The 20,687-nt window shown below is 35.5% G+C and carries 20 protein-coding genes and 1 pseudogene; 8 read left to right on the top strand and 13 right to left on the bottom strand.

The features are described from left to right. Positions 1-172: 172 nt before the first annotated feature. Positions 173-937, top strand: a complete 765-nt coding sequence (locus tag IPI31_04880) for a DUF547 domain-containing protein (protein ID MBK7567140.1) — start codon at positions 173-175, stop codon at positions 935-937. A 132-nt stretch (positions 938-1,069) separates the two neighbouring features. Here IPI31_04880 and IPI31_04875 read toward each other — a convergent pair whose 3' ends face one another. The 9 genes from IPI31_04875 to IPI31_04835 all read right to left on the bottom strand — a co-directional run bounded on the left by IPI31_04875 (position 1,070) and on the right by IPI31_04835 (position 5,890). Continuing rightward, positions 1,070-1,405: a type II toxin-antitoxin system PemK/MazF family toxin gene (locus IPI31_04875; GenBank protein ID MBK7567139.1), complete on the bottom strand. Its 336-nt coding sequence runs from the start codon at positions 1,403-1,405 to the stop codon at positions 1,070-1,072. After that, the gene (locus tag IPI31_04870) at positions 1,395-1,625 is read right to left on the bottom strand and encodes a hypothetical protein (protein MBK7567138.1); all 231 of its coding nucleotides are present in this window, start codon (positions 1,623-1,625) and stop codon (positions 1,395-1,397) included. Before IPI31_04870 ends, IPI31_04875 begins: the two co-directional genes overlap by 11 nt. A 123-nt stretch (positions 1,626-1,748) precedes the next feature. Then, the gene (locus IPI31_04865; protein MBK7567137.1) at positions 1,749-2,177 is read right to left on the bottom strand and encodes a hypothetical protein; all 429 of its coding nucleotides are present in this window, start codon (positions 2,175-2,177) and stop codon (positions 1,749-1,751) included. 143 nt (positions 2,178-2,320) lie between these two features. After that, positions 2,321-2,725, bottom strand: coding sequence for a hypothetical protein (locus tag IPI31_04860; protein MBK7567136.1), 405 nt, complete (start codon positions 2,723-2,725; stop codon positions 2,321-2,323). Between the two features lie 17 nt (positions 2,726-2,742). Next, on the bottom strand, positions 2,743-3,111 hold the full coding sequence (locus tag IPI31_04855; GenBank protein ID MBK7567135.1) for a hypothetical protein: 369 nt from the start codon (positions 3,109-3,111) through the stop codon (positions 2,743-2,745). A 20-nt stretch (positions 3,112-3,131) separates the two neighbouring features. Further along, complete coding sequence (locus IPI31_04850) at positions 3,132-3,425, bottom strand: FUSC family protein (protein ID MBK7567134.1); 294 nt, start codon at positions 3,423-3,425, stop codon at positions 3,132-3,134. 47 nt (positions 3,426-3,472) lie between these two features. Beyond that, entirely contained in the window at positions 3,473-3,931 is a 459-nt protein-coding gene (locus IPI31_04845) for a hypothetical protein (protein MBK7567133.1), read from the bottom strand. Positions 3,932-4,158: 227 nt separating this feature from the next. Next, positions 4,159-4,707 carry a cupin domain-containing protein gene (locus IPI31_04840; GenBank protein ID MBK7567132.1) on the bottom strand — a complete coding sequence of 183 codons (549 nt, stop codon included), beginning with the start codon at positions 4,705-4,707 and terminating at the stop codon, positions 4,159-4,161. Between the two features lie 148 nt (positions 4,708-4,855). Then, entirely contained in the window at positions 4,856-5,890 is a 1,035-nt protein-coding gene (locus IPI31_04835; protein MBK7567131.1) for a hypothetical protein, read from the bottom strand. A 213-nt stretch (positions 5,891-6,103) separates the two neighbouring features. On the opposite strand from IPI31_04835, the gene IPI31_04830 reads away from it, so the two are divergent. From IPI31_04830 to IPI31_04810, 5 genes and pseudogenes are all read left to right on the top strand, one after another. Then, positions 6,104-7,438 (top strand): NAD(P)/FAD-dependent oxidoreductase, encoded by a 1,335-nt coding sequence (locus IPI31_04830; protein ID MBK7567130.1) that lies wholly within the window; start codon positions 6,104-6,106, stop codon positions 7,436-7,438. Positions 7,439-7,701: 263 nt separating this feature from the next. Continuing rightward, positions 7,702-9,054, top strand: a complete 1,353-nt coding sequence (locus tag IPI31_04825) for a 4Fe-4S binding protein (protein ID MBK7567129.1) — start codon at positions 7,702-7,704, stop codon at positions 9,052-9,054. 70 nt (positions 9,055-9,124) lie between these two features. After that, positions 9,125-9,817, top strand: a complete 693-nt coding sequence (locus IPI31_04820) for a glycosyltransferase family 2 protein (GenBank protein ID MBK7567128.1) — start codon at positions 9,125-9,127, stop codon at positions 9,815-9,817. A 14-nt stretch (positions 9,818-9,831) separates the two neighbouring features. Then, positions 9,832-11,309: pseudogene (locus IPI31_04815) on the top strand (glycosyltransferase). A gap of 2 nt (positions 11,310-11,311) precedes the next feature. After that, the gene (locus IPI31_04810) at positions 11,312-12,652 is read left to right on the top strand and encodes a hypothetical protein (protein MBK7567127.1); all 1,341 of its coding nucleotides are present in this window, start codon (positions 11,312-11,314) and stop codon (positions 12,650-12,652) included. An 8-nt stretch (positions 12,653-12,660) separates the two neighbouring features. Here the strand turns inward: IPI31_04810 and IPI31_04805 are convergent, their stop codons facing one another. Together IPI31_04805 and IPI31_04800 are read right to left on the bottom strand one after the other, a co-directional pair. Then, positions 12,661-13,362: a hypothetical protein gene (locus IPI31_04805; GenBank protein ID MBK7567126.1), complete on the bottom strand. Its 702-nt coding sequence runs from the start codon at positions 13,360-13,362 to the stop codon at positions 12,661-12,663. Between the two features lie 268 nt (positions 13,363-13,630). After that, positions 13,631-14,974 (bottom strand): OmpA family protein, encoded by a 1,344-nt coding sequence (locus IPI31_04800; protein ID MBK7567125.1) that lies wholly within the window; start codon positions 14,972-14,974, stop codon positions 13,631-13,633. A 47-nt stretch (positions 14,975-15,021) separates the two neighbouring features. On the opposite strand from IPI31_04800, the gene IPI31_04795 reads away from it, so the two are divergent. Further along, positions 15,022-15,237, top strand: a complete 216-nt coding sequence (locus IPI31_04795; protein ID MBK7567124.1) for a hypothetical protein — start codon at positions 15,022-15,024, stop codon at positions 15,235-15,237. Between the two features lie 334 nt (positions 15,238-15,571). On the opposite strand, the gene IPI31_04790 is transcribed toward IPI31_04795, so the two are convergent. Further along, positions 15,572-17,434, bottom strand: a complete 1,863-nt coding sequence (locus IPI31_04790) for a gliding motility-associated C-terminal domain-containing protein (protein ID MBK7567123.1) — start codon at positions 17,432-17,434, stop codon at positions 15,572-15,574. Between the two features lie 48 nt (positions 17,435-17,482). Then, positions 17,483-18,151 carry a DUF2461 domain-containing protein gene (locus IPI31_04785; protein MBK7567122.1) on the bottom strand — a complete coding sequence of 223 codons (669 nt, stop codon included), beginning with the start codon at positions 18,149-18,151 and terminating at the stop codon, positions 17,483-17,485. 240 nt (positions 18,152-18,391) lie between these two features. Here IPI31_04785 and IPI31_04780 point away from each other — a divergent pair, with 240 nt between their 5' ends. Continuing rightward, entirely contained in the window at positions 18,392-20,644 is a 2,253-nt protein-coding gene (locus tag IPI31_04780; protein ID MBK7567121.1) for a T9SS type A sorting domain-containing protein, read from the top strand. Positions 20,645-20,687: the final 43 nt, after the last annotated feature.

Below are 20,687 nucleotides of genomic sequence, written 5' to 3'. Positions count from 1 at the left end.
GGTAAAAAAGAATAACAACAAAGCTCTCAAAGGAACGCACAATGGACACAAGGTATTTTTTGAGCTTAAAAAACACAAAATTATTAAGGTTGTTTCTTTTGACAATGCGTGACAATTTTTTAAATCCATTTTTGATTTCCAATCGTATCTTTAGAGATCAAAACATATTTCAATGCGCTTATTATCTGGTCTTTTTATACTTTTTCTTATAACTGCTGTGGTTTCCTGCAAAACGATCTCAGGTATTCAAACCGATTCAAAACCTATAAGTCACGATATTTTTAATGGTCTCCTCAAGAACAATGTAAATGAAGCAGGATTTGTAAATTATGAAAAATTTATTGCTGATAGCCTGAAACTAAATTCCTATCTGCAATTAATAGAAACAAATTATCCCAACGAAAAAACCTGGAGCAGAGAAGAAATTTTAGCTTATTGGATCAATGCTTATAATGCATACACCATTCAATTAATCATTCGCAATTACCCGCTTGCAAGTATTAAAGATATTCAATCCGGAGTAGCATTTATTAATTCTGTGTGGGATATTAAATTTATAAATATTGAAGGGCAGATCTTAGATCTCAACAACATAGAACACAATATCCTCCGCAAAATGGACGAACCACGCATCCATTTCGCAGTAAACTGTGCGAGTTATAGTTGTCCCAAATTATTAAATGAAGCTTATACTGCAAATAAATTAGAAAAACAACTGCAGCAACAAACAATTGATTTTATAAACGATCCCACCCGAAATAAGATCTCCACCGACAGCGCTCAGGTAAGTTCCATTTTCAACTGGTTCACCGGCGATTTTACAAAAAACGGAAGTCTGAAAGAATTTATAAATACGTATTCGAAAGTAAAAATTAGTGAAGAGACAAAGATCGAATTTATGGAGTATGATTGGAGGTTGAATGAGGTGGGGAAATGATTTTTTAATGAAGCTGATATGTTTAAATTTCAGACTTTTATTAAATCAGACTAAATAGATCTATAAGAGAGGTTGAAATTGTTGAAGGTGTTGAAGATTGCTGCCCGGATAGAGAGGAAGTATAATAAACATTCATATATCCAAAACAATTCTTAAATTCTGTTTAATATGTATTTTTTGTTCATTTGAAAGCTGCCCGATTTTTTTTATAAATCTCGAATTGTCAATTGCACGCACTTGATCTATTAAAATATCACTTAATTTGGTAAGCTGTCCCTTTTTCAAATGTACACGAAGTAGCTCTATTTCAGGTTCTACATTTGTTGTGATTGGACAAATTATAGTGGAGCGGTGCGTTTCGTTTAATAAATCAGTTTGCACAATAACAACTGGTCTTGTTTTTCCCGGCTCCGTTCCTCTTCTTGGGTTTAGATCAGCCAACCAAATGTCGTATTGCTTAAGCTTCATCAATTAATTTTTCAAATTCACGCAAAATTTCCATGGAATCCTTGCTGGTTAGTTTGGATTCTTTGGTTAGCTGCTTTTTTAGAAGTTGCCTTTTATTAAATAAATTGTAGATACTGACAGCTTCGTTGATGTACCTGTTTCTGGCTAAATTAAGTTTCGATGTCATTTCTTCAGCATCCTTAAAAATTTCGTCATCGAGTTTCAATGATAAAGTTTTCATATTAATAATGTTTATACAAAGGTATATACTTTTAGTATATACTACAAATTTAGGAGGATCTATTTTTGGAAGCTATCAAATTTCACTGCTTTCTTGTCATTAGCCCTAGTCTTGACTAAAAATTTAAAACAACACTCCCGTACTAATACTTCCTGGCGTAAACAGGATGTCATCCATATTATATCCTCCGAAAGGAAAAGCGAAATTTATTCTAAAATTAAATTTTCCTTCTATTAATGGTTGGAATCTGTATCCAATTATCGGATATAACCAATAATGCTGGTCTAAACTTCCATGAAGTTTTGTGCTACCAATGCCTACTTCGAAAAATTTCTTCATTTTTCCAAAATTCATAGTGACACTTGCAGGAACTGATAAATACTTTTCAGTGGCGGTTTCACAATCGTGAGGAAAAAGACAAAGTCGATACTCCTCGTTAAATCCCAATCCGATTCTACCCGCAAGCAAAAAATTCTCTCCAATTTTGAATAATCTTTCATAACTAAGTGATATTCCCGAAGCATCACCCAGATTTAAATTAAAACTATTCATGGGTCGGGGTGGTATTGTATCTATATTAATTTCTTGGGAATATAAGATTTTGCACACTAAAAGAAAGAGGAAAAATAAGTGGCCTTTAAGTGTTTTCATATAGGATGTAATTTAATGGTTGCTTGGTAACCAAAGTTTGGTTTTTATCCCAAATCTAATTGAAAGGATTTTCCAATAATTTCAAATACAGTATCATAAGTTCTAAATACGTAATGTTTGAAAGTATCATCAATTTTACCGATGTCCCTAATTTTATTCTTTTTTATCATTCTTATAATTTGTTTTGAGTTTTCCACCATATCAAAAGAAGATTGGTATTCAATTTCATCAAAATCTAGTTCAATCATTTTGAAAAAGCAGACTTCCTTGAATAATATTTTATAGTTTTGAAAACCTTTACCATGTAAATTTGAGCATAACACGATACTAAATTGGCCAACCAATTCAAAAGTAGTTTCGTCAATCACATGTACTTTATCAAGGAAAATAGCATCTCTTCCCCAAATTTTTCCGACTTCTGTAATTATTGGAACTATTTTCTCTGCCATTTTAACCTAGTTATTATTTACCAATCATCAGAAATTTCTGCATGACCTGTCTGAGAATACTTGTCGAGAAATAATTGCGGAACATTTATTTTTTTTGAAAATATTCCAATAACATTTCCATCAAACGCTTCCATTAAAGTAATATCATTGCATTTTATTGTCATGTTTTGAAAATAGTCTACTATAGATTCGTTTAAAATAACACTTTTCAGTTTTTGCTTATTCTCTGGTGTCAAGAATATTTTGTAGTAAAAACTAAATTCAGATTGCATAAATAATTCTCTAATTTTAGAATCATCATCAATACTTGGACACTGAATATAACAGGTCGAATTATCCGGAACAATTCCAAGAATGTCAATTGTAAAGGATTGTTCTATAGTCATATTTATTACAGGTTGATTTGTCACATTAGCATGCCTGTAATTTTTGGCAGATTTGCGAATATCTTGAGGTCAACTAAAAACCCTATAAAAATACAAAATTTCAGATCAGTCCTTTTTCGATTTTTCAATAATCTATAAACTAAATACAACGGAATTAACGTAAGTAAACCCGAAGTACTCGCTATAACACTAAAAATTATTATCCCCACCAAAAATCCAATAAAAAATGCATCCAGTAGGGATGATTGTTTGATTCGTTTCTTTTGTTCAATCGATTCTTGGTCTGAAAATTCAGGCATACTTTTTTCATTCATAGGGCTATATTTTTCGCTTGATACATTAAATTCGGTAACTGTAATTGTCAGTTATTTGATTCCGCCACTTCCTTCAATTTAGCCATCGCTTTTGGCCACATTTCGAGAAACATATCATACCATTCGTCCACAACGTCCATACTTAGTTTAAACTCAGTGAGATCATCCCCGATTTTGCTTAAGGTGTAATTTTCATATGATGGAGCCCATTTTTTAACCGCATCACTCGTTGTATCTTCCACACCCATAATAATATAACCCAGGTGACGAATGGAAATAAATTCGGGGTAAATACTTTCCGCAATTTCGGAGATCATTCCTTCTTTTTCCCCTGCCTCATTAAGGCCAATAAATCTTATCGTATCTCCTTTATTCCATCCTCCTTCAAAAAACGATCCCTCATTGAAAGCAGCGGTCCATATACGGTACTTTGAGACATTTACTATCGCATCCCAAACTTTTTCTTGAGAGGCGTTTATCTTAATTTCTAAATTTAACTTTTTCATAATGTAAATTTTTGAAATATAAAATTAGGGCAGAATGGTTAAAATGAAAAGTGTTTTGCGATTTTTGTGATATTGAGAAAAGTGTATAGGTTGGAGGGCACAAATCAAATTCCACTATTTCTTAGAAAGTCGATATTCCTATTTCTAAAATATTGTTTTCGATTTTATAAATAAATCATCCCTCCTACATTGCAGCTAGGCATTGTTTATTGCTGCTTTGATGTCTTTCATTTTTTTGATTCATATTTCGCGCTGTATCCCATTAAAATACTTAAAGGTGCGAGTATATAATAGGTCAAAAGTTGGATTGACCATGGTGGATTTGTCACACGGATTTCGTCCTTATGTTTTAGACCCATCAATGGTAACTGCAAAAAAGGAGGCATTCCCTTATCACTAAGTTTACCGTCATTTGCGAGTGCAAAAAAGGATTCGAAGAACTCATCAATATGAAGCGCGGGGGAAAATTGTTGAATAGAATGAGCTTCTATTTCATCCTCATTCCAAAAACAATGTGGAGCACCAGCGGGAATGGTAATTTTTTCATCTGGCCCTATAATTTGTTCCTTGCCATTAACTAAAAAATGAAGTTTGCCTGAAATAACCTTTGCAGAACTTTCTTGTTTAGGATGAATATGAACTGGCTCTCTCATGTCCGATTTGGGATTGAAGGATTCAATTTCCAGGAGTTGCCCATTTGTTTCTTTTCCTGTTTGAAGAAAAATCATTCTTTGTCCTGTCCGTGCGTTTATGATTTTGTCACCTTGCTTTGCCATTTGAATTTGATTTTAGCTTATCAAATTTATAAATTTTTTTGCTGATGATAAAATTTTTTAGGAGTTTTCGCATAACCTTTAGTAGATCTACGACAGCCAAAAAGGCAAGCGAATAGCTTTATAAATCAGAACTAGTTTTCCAAAATAATTACTTAACTATCACTTTAATTAATTTAAACCCCGATACAGCATATCCCTCAGTCTCTGAATAAAAACTTGTGCAACGAATTGAAGTAATATCAGTAATTTGTGTTTCTGTCCAGCTGTTTCCGGAGTCTGTGGTTTGAATTATTCCACCATAATAACTCCCGAAACATCCTCCGGTGTATTCGCCGGATCCAAAAATTAAACAACTATTTTCTGACAAAGGATTCAAAGCATAAGAAATATAATTGGAAGTATAATTTTCAGCCCAGGAAACTCCATCGTTCGTGGTTTTGTAAATTGCATTATTATTTGCGATACAATATCCGTTGTCCTGATTAAATTTTATATCAGTTGCATATAATGCATCAAGGGTAGTTGCGAGAATCCATGAATTACCCTCATCACTACTTTTAATAACGTTTCCATCCATGCCTGTGCAGAAACCAAATCCATTATTAAAAGTTATTTTATGTAAATCGAAATCAAAACTATCAATTATTATCCAGCTCATTCCTGCATCACTACTTTTCGAAATTCGTGATAATTTTCCGTTTGAGATAGTAAATATTTCCCCTAATTCATTAGAAGCAATTGATTCAAATGTCACTCCGTTTAAAAGGTAAATATTTGACCAGGTTTCACCACCATCTGTAGTTTTTAAAATTGTTCCACCGGCTGGTATACAATCGTTTCCTCCACAACCTGTATTTCCTCCAACAACATATCCAATATTTTCATCTAAAAACAGAATTTGAAAATAAATCTGATCGGGATGAGGATCAATAAATTTTAATTCCCAGGTAACTCCCTTGTCTGATGTCCTGTATATTTTTCCATCATTAGTTATAGCTATTCCCTCTGATTCGTTAAAAAAATGAATATCGCGAATAAAGGACGGAACTGAAGAAGCAGCAAGTTCTAACCTGATATCACCGTTTTCAAATGGAAGTGTATTCCCAACTGGCTCCAGAGATTGCTTTTGACAAGAGTATAGTGCCAGAGTTAATAGGAATGAAAAGAAAATAACTTTTTTCATCTTTTGGGGTCTTTGTCCAATTAAAGGTTCCAAAACAGAAACCATTACTAAAAATACAAAATATTATTGAAACTCAACAAGGTTGGACGAATTGATCTCCAAATTGAAATTCAAAACAACAATCCCCTCATTTACCAAACTTTCACAAATCCCCTGAACTTTTCCCATAATCTTCTTATTTTCACAATACCTTTATTCAAATTACTTTTAGGCATGCATATCGTAATCATAGGAAACGGCATCACGGGCATTACTGCTGCAAGAACGATCAGGAAAAATTCTGATCATAATATTACTGTGGTTTCGGGGGAGACGGATTATTTTTTTAGCAGAACGGCACTCATGTATGTGTATATGGGGCACATGAAATTTGAACATACGCAACCTTACGAAAATTGGTTTTGGGAAAAGAATAGAATTAAACTCAAAAAAGCTTGGGTAAAAAATATTGATGTCGAAAATAAGAATGTGGAGTTTGAAAAAGGAAAACCACTTGCTTACGATAAATTATTAATTGCAACGGGTGCAAAATCCAATAAATTTGGCTGGCCCGGACAAGACCTTAAAGGTGTACAGGGAATGTATTCTTATCAGGATCTTCTGGCACTGGAAGAAAATACAAAAAATGGAATTTCACGCGCAGTAATTGTAGGTGGAGGATTAATTGGAATTGAAATAGCAGAAATGTTGCACTCGCGAAATTATCCTGTTACCATATTAGTTCGTGAAAGTAACTATTGGAATAATGTTTTACCTGAACAGGAATCCAATATGATCTCCAAACATATTCGCGAATATGGTTTTGATCTGCGGTTAAATACGTCGATGAAAGAAATTATTGGCGACAGCAAGGGCAGAGTAAAAAGTATAATTACGGATAAGGACGAAGAAATTAAATGTGAAGTGGTGGGATTAACCGCCGGTGTATCACCAAATATAAGCTGGTTAAAAGATACAAAAATTAAATGTGATCGCGGAGTAATTATCGATAAAAATATGCAGACCAATCTGGAAGATGTCTACGCAGCCGGCGACTGTGCTCAGTTTCAGGAAGCCCTTCCCGATAGAAAAACAGTGGAACAAGTTTGGTACACCGGCAAAATTCAGGGCGAATGTGCAGCATTAAACATGATAGGTGTAGAAACAAATTACAATCCCGGACATTGGTTTAATTCCGCAAAATTTTTAGATATCGAATATCAAACCTATGGAACTGTTTTAAATAAATTGCGCGAAGGAGAAGAAGAATTTTATTGGGAACACGCAGATGCAAAAAAATGTATACATCTAGTTTTCAAAAAAGAAGATCATCTATTTATAGGAATCAATAATTTCGGAATCAGATTACGTCACGAATTATTTAATACCTGGCTTAAAGAAAAAAGAACGGTAGAATACGTTCTCACTCATCTGAAAGCCGCAAATTTTGATCCCGAATTTTATGCGCAATTTGAAGAGGAAATTATTGATTCCTGGAATAAACTTCATCCGAGAAAAAAAATAATTTTAAAAGAAAAAAAGAATTTGATGCGAATGATATTTAAATAGTGGGCAGTGGCAGTGGGCAGTGGGCAGTGGGCAGTTTGTAACATTGGAAGATTTAGCTTCGGGTGGAACTTTCAATAAATGAAAAGATAATTTCCTTTTGAGCTGAAGCTTAAAAGAAATAATCTAAAAATTAAAAAAATGGAAGATAAGAAAAGTTAAATGCGAAGATCAAAGTATAATGCGGACAATCAATCCGCCGCGGCGGACAAATTATCAAACTAACAAATTAACAAATCAAATCAATGGCTGATTCTAATATATCAATGTCGATTTCCAACCCCCATCCTGCAAACTTTAATGGAACGCAAAAAGTGGGGTTATCTGTTACTGCCTTGGGAGTACTCGCAATATTTCTGGCCTGGGCAGGCGTTGGAAATGAGCAACCGCTTATTTTTTTATTGGTTACCATCGTTTGTGTATTTGCGGGGACAATTATTTATACTTTGGGATCTTATGGAAATCTTCCTGCAGGAATAAAAAATAATCGCACCATGTTCACTTCCATGTCGTCGCGTGGAGCCTTGGCATGGATGTCGGGAATAATTATTACCGGTTTCTATGTTTGCCTTTATTGGAAAGATTATTGGCAAAAAGTTTTCGGGGTTGATCTTTTGGGTGGATTGATAAATATGTTCAATCCTTTGAGTGAAGCGATACGAAATTCTCCTTCTGACCAATGGTTCGTGTATGGCTCCTTTTATACCATCGCTGTTTTGGTAATGGGATTTAAATTCATCTATAAATATCGCCACAATAATTATCAGATCATAAGAACAATTTCGGTAATGTTCTTTCAACTTGGGTTAGCATGGTTGTTACCGGCAGTAATGAAATCACTTTACAACTACGAACCATACCTCACCTATTTCTGGCCTTTGGATTACGACGCGATATTTCCTTCCACACTCAGTTATTTTCAAACGCAAGGCGCTTTTGGTACTTTTTTTATTTTTTGGGGATTAGTACTGTCTTTTGTTGTAACACCAATTCTCACCTATTTTTTTGGCAAACGATGGTACTGCAGTTGGGTTTGCGGATGTGGAGGATTGGCAGAAACTGCAGGCGACCCTTTTCGCCATCTTTCCGACAAAAGTTTAAAGGCCTGGAAAATTGAAAGATGGATGATACACTCCGTTTTAGCAGCAATTATTATCATAACAGTGCTTTTATTGGCAGATAATAGTTTTAAAAATCAATTATTGGGTTCATCAGCAAAAGATATTGCAAAAGGCTACAGTTTTGTTATCGGAATGGTATTCAGCGGTGTTGTTGGGGTTGGATTTTATCCCATTATGGGAAGCAGGGTCTGGTGCCGGTTCGGATGCCCCATGGCTGCATATATGGGACTGATCCAACGATTTAAATCGAGATTCAGAATCACTACAAACGGCGCCCAGTGTATATCCTGCGGAAATTGTAGCACCTATTGCGAAATGGGGATTGATGTTCGTGCCTACGCCCAGCGCGGACAAAACATTGTGCGCGCAAGTTGTGTTGGTTGTGGCGTATGCGCTGCCGTTTGTCCGAGAGGAGTTTTAAAGCTGGAAAATGGTCCGGATAACGCCAATCGCACCCAAATATTATTCAGTAGCGACGATTTGAAAATTCTTTCTTAACATTATTTAAATATCTTTTACATTTCACGTAACTTTGTGCACTTTTTGAGGAAGGGGACAGGCCAAAACCATGCAAAAAATCAATGTCATCATTCCGGTTTTTAATGAAAGTGGTTCTATTGGTCATGTTTTACAGGATATTCCTGCAAATCTGGTGAAAGAAGTAATAGTAGTGAATAACGGGTCAACCGATAACACCGCTGAAATTGCACACCAAAAGGGCGCTACTGTTCTATTAGAAGAAAGAAAGGGTTACGGGTCGGCTTGTTTAAAGGGTATTAACTATATCAAAAACAAGCCAAAAGAAGAGCAACCCGATATTATTGTGTTCATTGACGGAGATTATTCCGATTATCCCGAACAAATGCAAATGCTTGTTCAACCTATTATCGATCAAAATATCGACATGGTAATTGGCAGCAGAGCTAAAGGGAAAAGGATAAAAGGGTCCATGGCACCGCAACAAATTTTTGGGAACTGGTTGGCAACTTCTCTCATTAAAATGTTTTTCGGAGCTAAATTCAGTGATCTGGGTCCATTCAGGGCAATAAAATGGCAGCGATTGCTGGAATTGCAAATGGTGGACACTAATTACGGATGGACTGTGGAAATGCAAATAAAGGCTGCCAAAAAAAAGCTGACCTTTGTAGAAGTGCCAGTGGATTACAGGCCGCGCATCGGAAAATCGAAGATAACAGGAACCCTTAAAGGAACAGTAATGGCAGGATATAAAATCATCACTACCATTTTTAAATATTTTTGAACCAAACGATTGACATGTCAATCTCTATAATAGTAATATATACCATCGCGATTACCCTGCTTTTCTTTTATTGCATAATGCAATTGAGTTTGGCCATCCATTACATAAAATTCAAGCGCACCTTGCAAAAGAAGATGCAAAGTTTGAAATTCCTGAAGAGGAATATCCGCTTGTAACTGTTCAACTTCCGGTTTATAATGAACTCTACGTTGTTGAACGTCTGATTGATGCCATTGCAGCCTTCGATTACCCTAAAAATAAGTTAGAGATACAACTGCTCGACGACTCCACCGACGAAAGTTTTGAAATAGCACTTCGAAAAGTAGAATACTACCAAAATCTTGGAATTGATATCGTTCAAATAAAACGCCCCGAACGCAAAGGATTTAAAGCCGGAGCTTTGGAATATGGATTAAAAATTGCAAAAGGCGAATACATCGCAATATTTGATGCCGACTTTACTCCTTATCCCGATTTTCTTAAAAAAACAATTCCTTATTTTTTAGAGGATAACAAAATTGGTGTGGTTCAGGCTAAGTGGGAACATTTAAATAAAGATTATTCCATTCTTACCAAAATGCAGGCTTTTGCATTGGATATGCATTTTACCATTGAACAACAAGGTAGAAATGCAGCAGGGTATTTTATTAATTTTAATGGAACTGCCGGTGTTTGGCGTAAACAATGTATTGAAGATGCCGGTGGATGGAAAGCCGATACACTTACCGAAGATCTTGATCTAAGCTACCGCGCTCAATTAAAAGGTTGGAAATTCAAGTACGTGGAAAATGTTACTGCTCCAGCTGAATTACCTACCGACATGAATGCATTAAAATCGCAACAATTCCGTTGGAACAAAGGTGGCGCTGAAACCGCGAAAAAGATAGGCAGAAGTGTGATGAATTCTGAACTTCCGTTGCGAATTAAATTACACGCAATTGCGCATTTATTTAATACCACGAATTATATTTTTATTCTGATAACAGCAATTTTAAGTGTTCCGCTGTTGTTCATCAAAAACCATTATATCGATTTCAACTATTTTAAATACGCGAGTATTTTCTTGTTAGGATCGTTGGCCATTGCATATGCCTATTATATTTCCACCATGCAACGCGAAAAAACAGTGCGTAAAACATTACATATCTATATCACGCGTTTTCCTATCTTCCTTGCCATTACAATGGGTATGAGCCTCCATAATGCCTGGGCGGTATTCAGAGGCTGGATAGGGCAGAAAACAGACTTTGTACGCACTCCTAAGTTTAATATTATCAACGGGAAAGATTTATGGAAAAACAAGAAATACGCTGCTACTAAAATAAGTCCTATTACTTATCTGGAAGGATTATTCAGCATGTATTTTTTAATGGGCATTATCATGGCGTTTTATTATGAAGATTATGGTTTATTGCCTTTCCACATTTTTGCATTTACCGGTTTCGCATTGATCTTTTACTTTTCGCTCAAACATTCCAGGTATAACTCTTAACAATGATCAAAACTGCAATTACCGGCACCTGGAGATTTGCTGTGTATTTGCTGATGGTCGCTGTTTTTGTATTAATAGGGTATTTTACCTCGCGTGAAGATTTCCTGCAACTATTTGTTCTCTACAGCGCCGCCTTCGGTCTTTATCTTGTTTTACTAAAATATGCAGATACTAATGATCTTGTGAAAGAAGGCAGGTATCTCGGAATATTCCTTCGTTTCGTTTTATTATTCAGCATACCAAATCTCACCAACGATTTCTATCGCTTTATCTGGGATGGAAAATTATTATTAAATGGAATAAATCCATACGCATTTTCTCCCGAACAGATTGCTCTTGATAACGTACATCACACAAACCTTACGAATGTTGTTGATACACATTTATTTAATGAGCTCAATTCAAAACAATATTTTTCCATTTATCCTCCGGTGTGTCAGTTCCTTTTTTCAGGCGCTGCATTTCTATCTTTTAATAATACTTATGTAAATATTGTTCTTCTCAAATTTTTCATTTTTTTGTTTGAAGCAGGTACCATTTTATTGTTGCCAAAATTATTGGAGCAACTTAAAATGCCTGTTAAATATCAGCTGATCTATACCTTAAATCCATTAATAATTCTTGAGCTAACCGGCAACATGCATTTTGAAGCGATAATGGTATTTTTTCTTGTTCTATCAATTTATTATCTTGTAAAACAAAAAGATATTTTTTCAGCCATAGCCTTTGGATTCGCCATAGGTTCTAAACTTTGGCCGGTGATGTTGTTGCCACTGTTCTTTAAATTTATCGGATTTAAAAGAACATTACAATTTTGTTTGATCAGCGGAGTGGTTGCATTAATAATTTTACTACCCATGTTCCTGCAATATAAAAACATAGCAGGAAGTTTAAACCTCTATTTTCAGCAATTCGAATTTAATGCGAGCAGTTATTATTTCTTCAGATTTATAATTGGTAAGGATGCGAACTACGATACTTTTTTATTAATGCGAAAATTATTACCGCTATTCACTGTTATCGGGATAACTCTACTAAGTATATTTTATAAAAAACAATATTTTCTTACCGCTTTGTTATTGGCATTTTCTTTATACTGTTTATTTGCAACTACCATTCATCCCTGGTATCTCTCACCGCTGATAATTCTATCTGTTTTCTCCAATTTTAGATATGCTATAATCTGGTCGTTTCTGATCTATCTTTCCTATATTACCTATATCACACCTGCTTATATTGAGAATTATTATTTGATTGTTTTGGAATATGTAGTTGTGATTGGGTATTTTGTTTTTGAATTGCTAGTAAAAAAGAAGGTGAAATTTTCAATTCAGTCAAGGTAATATGATAATTATTGAATTACATTAAAAGCAACATTAGAGTCTAATAAATCAGATGACAAATTATTTTCTTTATCAATATTAAACTTTATTACTAAACGATTCTCCGATATGCCCTGATTAAGTAGATATTTGGTTACAATTTTTACTCTTGCCATTATAAGTTCTTCATTTTCAGTATTATTGATACTTCCGGATACATTCAATTTAAATTGCGGATATCGTTTTAATATTTCAAATACCTGGTTTAAAACAGGGAGGTCCTCTTTGCCTATATTAATTGAATTTACATCAAAAAATATCATTGGGATTCCATGACAATCAAGACCCCTCCATTTTGATTCACTGTCAGATTTTATGTCGCATCCGCCGACAATTATATTAACACAATTTTCAATCGGAATTACCGGAGAGGAAAATGGCTCCATATCTTCAAAATCCAAACAACCATCATTATCACTATCCACCGAAACACCAAATACATCAACAGGAAAACCCGAAGGCGAATTTATTTCCTTATCAAATTCATCAAGCACACCATCATTATCCGTATCCACAATAATTGAAGCAGATTTAACCTGCACCGAATTTTTCTCCACCTGCTCATAAGGAAAATACAAATGAGGAATTTTTTTCTCCACCACATTTTGATTCTGCCCATTAACAGAAGTACAAACAAAACAAACTACAGATATGATTATTATTCGAAGCATTATCTAAATCCATATAAAACTAAAAAATTACTTCAACAAACTAAAATCCGCGCAATCCGCGAAATCCCCATAAAATCCGCGATCCAAAAAATAAATCCGCGCAATCCGTGTAATCTCCATAAAATCCGTGATCCAAAAAATAAATCCGCGCAATCAGTGAAATCCCATTAAAATCCGCGATCCAAAATCCTTGACCCTGTGATAAAAAAATAAGGGGTGGATATTACTCCACCCCTTAGGCTGTCATGATTATATGTATATATCAGTATTAATTCTTGATGATGTGGAATTCCACACGACGATTCATTTGGTGTTCTTCATCATTTTTGGCACCTTCAATAATAACTTCAGATTCACCTTTATAAACGATCTTCATTCTGCTTTCAGGAACACCTTTTTTAGTAAGGTAAGCAATAGCTGATTTAGAACGATTTTCAGATAATTTCATATTCATTGATTCGCTACCTTGAGTATCGGTGTGACCTACAACATTAACTTCTAATTTTTTGTATCTGTTCATGATCTCAGCAACCTGATTTAAGGTAGGTACTGCATCCGGACGGATATCATATTTGTTTAAGTCAAAGAATATATAAGGTAAGATCCAGTCAGCAGCTCCACCGCCATCGCGGCTTACGCCTTCTAAAGCTTTGTCAACATATGCTTTAACTTCATTCATTGTTACATGAACGTTTTGGCAATTTTCCATAGGAAGAACAGGAGAAGAGAATGGTTCAGGATCTTCTGAATCCGGACAACCGTCTTTATCAGAGTCTAAACTAACACCATGTGTGTCAACCGGAACTCCTTCTGCTGTATTTGGTTCTTTATCTAAGTAATCGATAACACCGTCGTTATCTGAATCTTTTAATAAGTTTTCAGGATCGATAGATGCAACTTTATCATACAAGTATGTTAAAGGGTTTAATTCCCAAAGTGGATCTACTGATTCAGATTTACCTAAGTTGATACCAAAGGTAAGGTTAGTATATTGGAACATGTCAAAGTGATCTGTATAGTCACCATCCAATTCCCAACGCTGACCATCTGCTAAGTCGTCGAAGTAATGAGAAGCTCTGTGCTCTAAACCGATTTCCATGTTAGTTCCGATTCTGTAAGAAAAACCGAAACCACCTGAAATACTAGGGTTACGAATCCAAGTTCCTCTAACTTCACCTTCCGCACGTGCAGCTGGTGCAGCAACTTCCGCTTGTGTTTCATATTCACCATCCAAAACAGCATGTATCGCATCGATACGCTCTTTTTCTGATGTATTCTGAGAACCGAAAGCTCCGAGAATGGCAGCGTAGTCATATGGTGTTTCACCATTCAACGCATCCATTTTCGTATTAAACATAAAACCACCCACACCTACAAATGCATATACTAAGAATTTAGATGATGCAGTGTGGAAATTAAGGTTGTTAATATTAACCATAAGGTCCAATGATCCATGACCTATGGTTGTTTTGTAATTTGGTACCCAAACGTTACCGGTATAATCGGCACCTGTTGAGTAGTTTTCATTTGTGCTGTTTGAAAATGCACCATTAAGTGTTTTATTAAATGCAAATGAACCTTGAACGAAGTCCTGTCCGTAAGCAATGCCCATACATACCATGCAAACGCATTGATAAAAGATACCCTAAACTTTTACGGATGTTTAAACCAACACCAAAAGCAGGCGTGTGGTTACCACCAAAAGGTTCAGATTTAATATCACCCAGAATCTGGGGAACTCCAAGGTTCAATCCAAGTTGCCATTTATTGGCAGGTTTTGGAGGAAATGAAGATGTTTGGCTTTGGCCAATGGTAATGATGCCAACCAGCAACAGTACCGCAAACGTGAGTTTTCTACTAATCATGACGTATTAATTAAAGTTAATAATATTTTAAATTCTATAATGTATAAAATAACCTAATATGTGGGCAAAACTATAACCCCTATTGTTCTTATGCAAATCGGAGTCGCAATTTTGTCAACTTTTTTTGCGAAATTTTAAAAATAAAGGCATTCTTTACCTATTTTTAGTTAATCGAAGCTCCATTTTAACATAATAAAAATTTCGATCAACCCTTACTCTCGCAATTAATTGAAACAAAGCTATAGTATAAAACGAGAAAACCAAAAAAAAATTAAAAAAAAATTTGCACGCATGCAACCAATTAATTGGCTATTGCACCAAAAGTAACTGCTTTGTGCACAAACTTACCTCAAAAGTGTGACTGTACCGGATTTTGATATTGGCGTATTTAGTGTTGAAACCGACTTGATCTCATAAATGTAAACCCCAATTTCCTGTGGTTTTCCTTGAAAATTACCATCCCAGCCTATCCTCACGTCATTAGAAGCAAAAATAACAGAACCCCATCGGTTATAAATTGTGATACTATAAGAAATAAGAAGATCGGTTTGTATATTAAACAGGTCGTTTAACCCATCTCCATTTGGAGTAAAGGCATTGGGCACATTAAAATCTATATCCACCCAAACAATTACAGAGTCGGTGGCAGTGCAACCATTTGCATCGGTTATGGTAATATAATATGTAGTATTAAATGTTGGAGAAGCGGTAGGTTGCATACAATCGGTGCAACTTAACCAATCAGTTGGTGTCCATACTATGGAGGTGATCGGGTCGGATGGTGAAGTAGCTTCCAGTATCACAGAACTTCCATAGGGAACGGTTTGGTTGGGACCTGCATCAACAATAATAGGTGCCGGCTGGTCAAGCACAACAGTGCTGAAAGTGACAGTGCAACCATAGGCATCTTTTACATAAAAAGTGTATACTCCTGCATACATGGTGGTAAAATTGCTATCTGTTTGCCAAGTTACTCCATCGAAACTAAATAAATAAGGCAAAACACCTCCGTTTGGATCCAACTCCACAATTCCATCATTCCCCCCAAAACAAGTTATGTTTCCGGTCAATATGGTATCTAAGGTTAATAATGGCGGTTCGGTAATGATGATCTCCTCAAAATAAGCACATCCATCTTCTTCCTGAATGGTAATTGTATAAACACCGGGCCCAAGATCGTAGATGCTATCGGTTATATCACCTGTTGACCAGGAATAAGTGATAGGATTAACATTCCCAGAAACATCTACATCTATCCAGGCATTGGCATCTCCGTTGCAGGTTATATTTTGAACATCCACTACCACATCATATGGTGTAACTATGGTTACCGTAACATCGTCGGACACAATAGTTCCATCACATAAAATTACGTCTGCGGTATAAGTGGTGGTTACAGTTGGCGATACTTCTATACTATCACCTGTTCCAATTTCTATACCTGTGGCTGTTTCATACCAGGTAATTGCACTTGGCAACCATATCCAGGTTTCGTTTGTCGCCGACCAGGCAGTGGCATTTCTTCCTGCAATAGCATAACCCTGTGTTCCGTCTTCATTTAATATGCCTTGAGTTGCAATACCAAGGTCCCACCCCGCACAAACATCAACGGAAGTGAGATGATTATCTATCTGATTTGTGGTTTCATATAATACGATCTGAAAAGTTCCTTCGAAACCGGTACAGGAAAATAAAGGCACATCCTCCCAACTCACAATCAATTTTCTGTTAGGTGCAGTGCCAACTACTTCGTGAAAAATACAATTTGTACACAAACCGGAGTGCCAGTCTGTCCAGGTACCAAATATTGCCGCTTTAGGAACTCCTGCTGCTGCATCGGGGATGGGACCATCGGGAGTCCAGTTAACATCCATTGCTCCACTTGGAGTTAAAAAACTGATCCAACCGTTGGACGCAATATAAAACTGTGTATAGACCTCTCCAAAATAACAAAAATCAAATCCTATTGAAAAAGGGCCCACATGCGTATCATCAACCATATTATGTACAGTTCCTGAAATCGGTTCGGGTGCATAAGGCACCGATTCATAGGTATATTCTTCTGTTCCGTAACTTCCATCTACTGTTGTAAATAACCATACAGGTTCTGAACTGCAGATCACCGTATCCGGATATGCGATTATGCTCTGGGCAAAATTGATCCGAAATGATAAGCTCAAAAGCAATAAAAGGAGGAGGCTGCGCATTTCAAGCATGAAAGTAATCAATTTTCCGCTATAAAAAAATGAGCATCGTCATTTTTCCGCCCTGTGTAAAAATAAGACCAAAGGATAAGCTGCCTTGTAACATTTAAGAAGCTCACTTAAAAAATCGGGTGATTGAACTTCCTTATCTGTAAAGTATTTGGAGACAACAAAACTTCTGTTCTTAAGATATTCAATTGCCGGATTATCGATGGTATATCCTTTAGGAACAGTTTTTAATCTTTCAATATCATCAAATCCATCAAAATATTTTTTAAACGAAGCAGCCTGTATAATTTTTTTAAAGGCTTCGAGATCGTAATCAATTTCTTGCCTTATACTCTGCAAAATTTCCGGTGCCGGCATATAGGAACCAATTGCGGCAAATGATTTATTGCCTGGCTGTAAATGGAAATAATATCCCGCTGTCATCATATTTTTTCCCCCTTTACTCATGGCAGTTCCCATGTTATTTTTATAAGGACTTTTATCCTTCGAGAACCGCACATCCCTGTTGATTCTGAAAACCGTTTTTTTAGGATCCAACCCCAGAAGGGAATTGTCCATTTTTTGCATTTTGGATATAAGTTCGGTATTGAATTCCAAAAAGTTGGCTTTGGCTGCCTCAAACTCAGGCCTGTGCTGCTCAAACCATGGTTTGTTGTTGTTTTTGTCGAGTTGAGCAAGAAATTTCAAGGTTTGCTTTTGAAATATTATCATTTTACTATATTTTTAGGCAAAATTAGGCTTAAGTCAGTATATATAATATTCGATTTTTAATCAAAAGCCGATGTAGTTTATTGCTGTTTTGTATGAAATACACAGTTGTTATTCCTTAATTTATTCAGGCTATTTTACAATCCTTTTAGTTAAAATAGTTCAATAAATAGAATTTAAATCAGAAAAATTTAACACACAAGTAACCAATAAAAAAATTGATGCGTTACTAATTGGACTGCTATGAAAACGAAAATTCTCTGTATCTTATTTATCGGAATTTGTCTACTAATTTCGAGATGGGAGGCTTATGCACAGGTTCAATCCTTAGGTCCCAACAGAAATTATAATTTTAGTGGGTTTAGTAAAATACAAAAGGAGATTAATCAGGAATTAACTCAGCTCACCCCTGAAAATTTTCTAACTCATCCCGAGTTTGGAACCTTACAATATGGGGCGCCCTGTACTGACTGTTATGAATTAATTCATAAAAGAACTCCTAACTCCAAATATTTTGTAGATAAAAACTCCTCGGGGCAATTATTTTCTTTAGTTACTTCTTATAACGATTTACATTATAAAAATGAAAAAGGAGAATTGCTGACCATTGACCCTAGGTTAAAACCTTCTTCGGAAAACAATCATATTTTTTATGCGAATCAGCAACTTAATCCTACCCGATTAGATATTGAATCCCATTTTGCAGCAATACAAATTACCCCGGAATTTGAATATAAATTCAATCAATTTTTTAGTTTAAAAAAATCTTACGGTGACGAAAAAATAAATAACACGCATGTTACGGTAGGGGAAGATGGATGTATTTATGAAAATGCATGGGATGGAATAGAATTGAAAGAATTATTTGGCAAAGGATCTGTAGAATCCATTTTTACAATATATAATTTAAACAGTGTTGATATTGAGAGTGAATATACAATTATTGAGGAAACTATAAATATCCCTTCCAATTATTCTTTGGAATACGATCCATATGAGGGGGAATTTATTGGTGATGGGCTCTGGAAAGGAGAACTTATAATTAATGATGCATTCGGGCGAGAATTAATACGATATAGTGGGCTTACAGTAAATGATAATAGTATGGATTCAACTCAGTATAAGGGTTTTGAAAACAATTTGATAGGTTATAAAATTAAACATGCAGATGATAAATGGTTACTACAAATTTATTTGAATAACAAATGGATTACATCAGAGAACAGGGTGTTTCCTATTGTGATCGACCCCTTTGTAACTGTCTCAACTGTGTGGGCAGGCACAAGTGGAAGTGCTTATGTTCCTGATTATTGCCCGTTAACATTTGATATTACCTTACCTGCTAATTCAACCTTCACAAATTGCACCGTTAATCATACAATTAGAACCGGAACTGCTTGCGGGGTTAGTTGTTGGTTAAGTAATATTTATTTGACCTATGTTACCACATGTGCTACAAGTGGATATTGGATATGCAATATGTGTAACTTTGGTGGTGTTTGGACACCAGCAACTGGAACAAGCATTCCTTCCTTAGTAACCTGCTTTCCGCCTTCTTGCGTAGATCAGATAGTGCCTTTTGAGGTTCAGTTATTAAGAAATTATTGCCCGGGTGGAGCACCATCGACCTGCACTAGTACTTGTCTTAAAATAACAGATCAATCTGTTGTAGTTCAGGGAAGAACTGTCGAAGTAACCGCCCTTGCAGAAGGCGCAACTGCATATACCGTAGTAAATTGTGCAGATCAATCAGGGTATTTGTCAGCATCTACTCCTAATTATGGTGTCCCGGGATATACCTATACCTGGACCCCGGGGCCTTTAACCGGCAGCCCAGTATTTGTAATTTTTCCTATGGGTGTTACGGTATATACATTAACTATTACGGATGCATGTGGCAATACTGCAACTGATAATGTTACCGTTACCAACAACTGTTTATTGTTGCCAATTGATTTATTAAGTTTCAGTGGATATAATCAGGATAAGAAAAATTATCTTAATTGGGTTACAGCTTTAGAAAAAAATAATAGTGGTTTTATAATTGAACGTTCGCCTACCGGTTTACAATTTGATCCGATTGGAAACGTTGATGGTAATGGCACCACAAACCAAAATTCCAATTATGGATTTATCGATAAAGATCCCTTTGAAGGAGTTAATTATTATCGATTGAAACAGGTGGATGAAAATGAAGAATTTTCCTATTCCAATATAATTGCAATTAACAGCGGTGAAATTACGAATACCTCTGTGGTTGTTAATAATGAAACATTTACAGAAAATCTTTTGGATTTAACCATATTTTCACCGTCTTCAGGTTCGTCTGAGATAATTATTTATGATTTGAATGGGGCTATTGTCACTTCACATCAACTTTATGTTGGAGCGGGAGCAAATACAGTAAACCTTCAAATGCCTTCATTGGCTAAAGGTGTATATATTTTATCCTTTATTAGAGATGGCGAAATGGCAGAAACTAAATTTATATACTAGTTTTCCTTCTCTTTCACAGATATTTATTATCCTCCTTACCTTT

It is taken from the genome of Bacteroidota bacterium, from assembly GCA_016706865.1.
Classification (GTDB): domain Bacteria; phylum Bacteroidota; class Bacteroidia; order Chitinophagales; family BACL12; genus UBA7236.
This window is presented reverse-complemented; position numbering and strand designations above follow the sequence as displayed.

What these genes read in the sequence shown, in the direction of transcription:
- IPI31_04880 (MBK7567140.1), top strand. Translation starts at nt 173, where the DNA reads ATGCGCTTATTATCTGGTCTTTTTATACTTTTTCTTATAACTGCTGTG.
- IPI31_04875 (MBK7567139.1), bottom strand. Translation starts at nt 1,405, where the DNA reads ATGAAGCTTAAGCAATACGACATTTGGTTGGCTGATCTAAACCCAAGA.
- IPI31_04870 (MBK7567138.1), bottom strand. Translation starts at nt 1,625, where the DNA reads ATGAAAACTTTATCATTGAAACTCGATGACGAAATTTTTAAGGATGCT.
- IPI31_04865 (MBK7567137.1), bottom strand. Translation starts at nt 2,177, where the DNA reads ATGAATAGTTTTAATTTAAATCTGGGTGATGCTTCGGGAATATCACTT.
- IPI31_04860 (MBK7567136.1), bottom strand. Translation starts at nt 2,725, where the DNA reads ATGGCAGAGAAAATAGTTCCAATAATTACAGAAGTCGGAAAAATTTGG.
- IPI31_04855 (MBK7567135.1), bottom strand. Translation starts at nt 3,111, where the DNA reads ATGACTATAGAACAATCCTTTACAATTGACATTCTTGGAATTGTTCCG.
- IPI31_04850 (MBK7567134.1), bottom strand. Translation starts at nt 3,425, where the DNA reads ATGAATGAAAAAAGTATGCCTGAATTTTCAGACCAAGAATCGATTGAA.
- IPI31_04845 (MBK7567133.1), bottom strand. Translation starts at nt 3,931, where the DNA reads ATGAAAAAGTTAAATTTAGAAATTAAGATAAACGCCTCTCAAGAAAAA.
- IPI31_04840 (MBK7567132.1), bottom strand. Translation starts at nt 4,707, where the DNA reads ATGGCAAAGCAAGGTGACAAAATCATAAACGCACGGACAGGACAAAGA.
- IPI31_04835 (MBK7567131.1), bottom strand. Translation starts at nt 5,890, where the DNA reads ATGAAAAAAGTTATTTTCTTTTCATTCCTATTAACTCTGGCACTATAC.
- IPI31_04830 (MBK7567130.1), top strand. Translation starts at nt 6,104, where the DNA reads ATGCATATCGTAATCATAGGAAACGGCATCACGGGCATTACTGCTGCA.
- IPI31_04825 (MBK7567129.1), top strand. Translation starts at nt 7,702, where the DNA reads ATGTCGATTTCCAACCCCCATCCTGCAAACTTTAATGGAACGCAAAAA.
- IPI31_04820 (MBK7567128.1), top strand. Translation starts at nt 9,125, where the DNA reads ATGCAAAAAATCAATGTCATCATTCCGGTTTTTAATGAAAGTGGTTCT.
- IPI31_04810 (MBK7567127.1), top strand. Translation starts at nt 11,312, where the DNA reads ATGATCAAAACTGCAATTACCGGCACCTGGAGATTTGCTGTGTATTTG.
- IPI31_04805 (MBK7567126.1), bottom strand. Translation starts at nt 13,362, where the DNA reads ATGCTTCGAATAATAATCATATCTGTAGTTTGTTTTGTTTGTACTTCT.
- IPI31_04800 (MBK7567125.1), bottom strand. Translation starts at nt 14,974, where the DNA reads ATGGGCATTGCTTACGGACAGGACTTCGTTCAAGGTTCATTTGCATTT.
- IPI31_04795 (MBK7567124.1), top strand. Translation starts at nt 15,022, where the DNA reads ATGTTTAAACCAACACCAAAAGCAGGCGTGTGGTTACCACCAAAAGGT.
- IPI31_04790 (MBK7567123.1), bottom strand. Translation starts at nt 17,434, where the DNA reads ATGCGCAGCCTCCTCCTTTTATTGCTTTTGAGCTTATCATTTCGGATC.
- IPI31_04785 (MBK7567122.1), bottom strand. Translation starts at nt 18,151, where the DNA reads ATGATAATATTTCAAAAGCAAACCTTGAAATTTCTTGCTCAACTCGAC.
- IPI31_04780 (MBK7567121.1), top strand. Translation starts at nt 18,392, where the DNA reads ATGAAAACGAAAATTCTCTGTATCTTATTTATCGGAATTTGTCTACTA.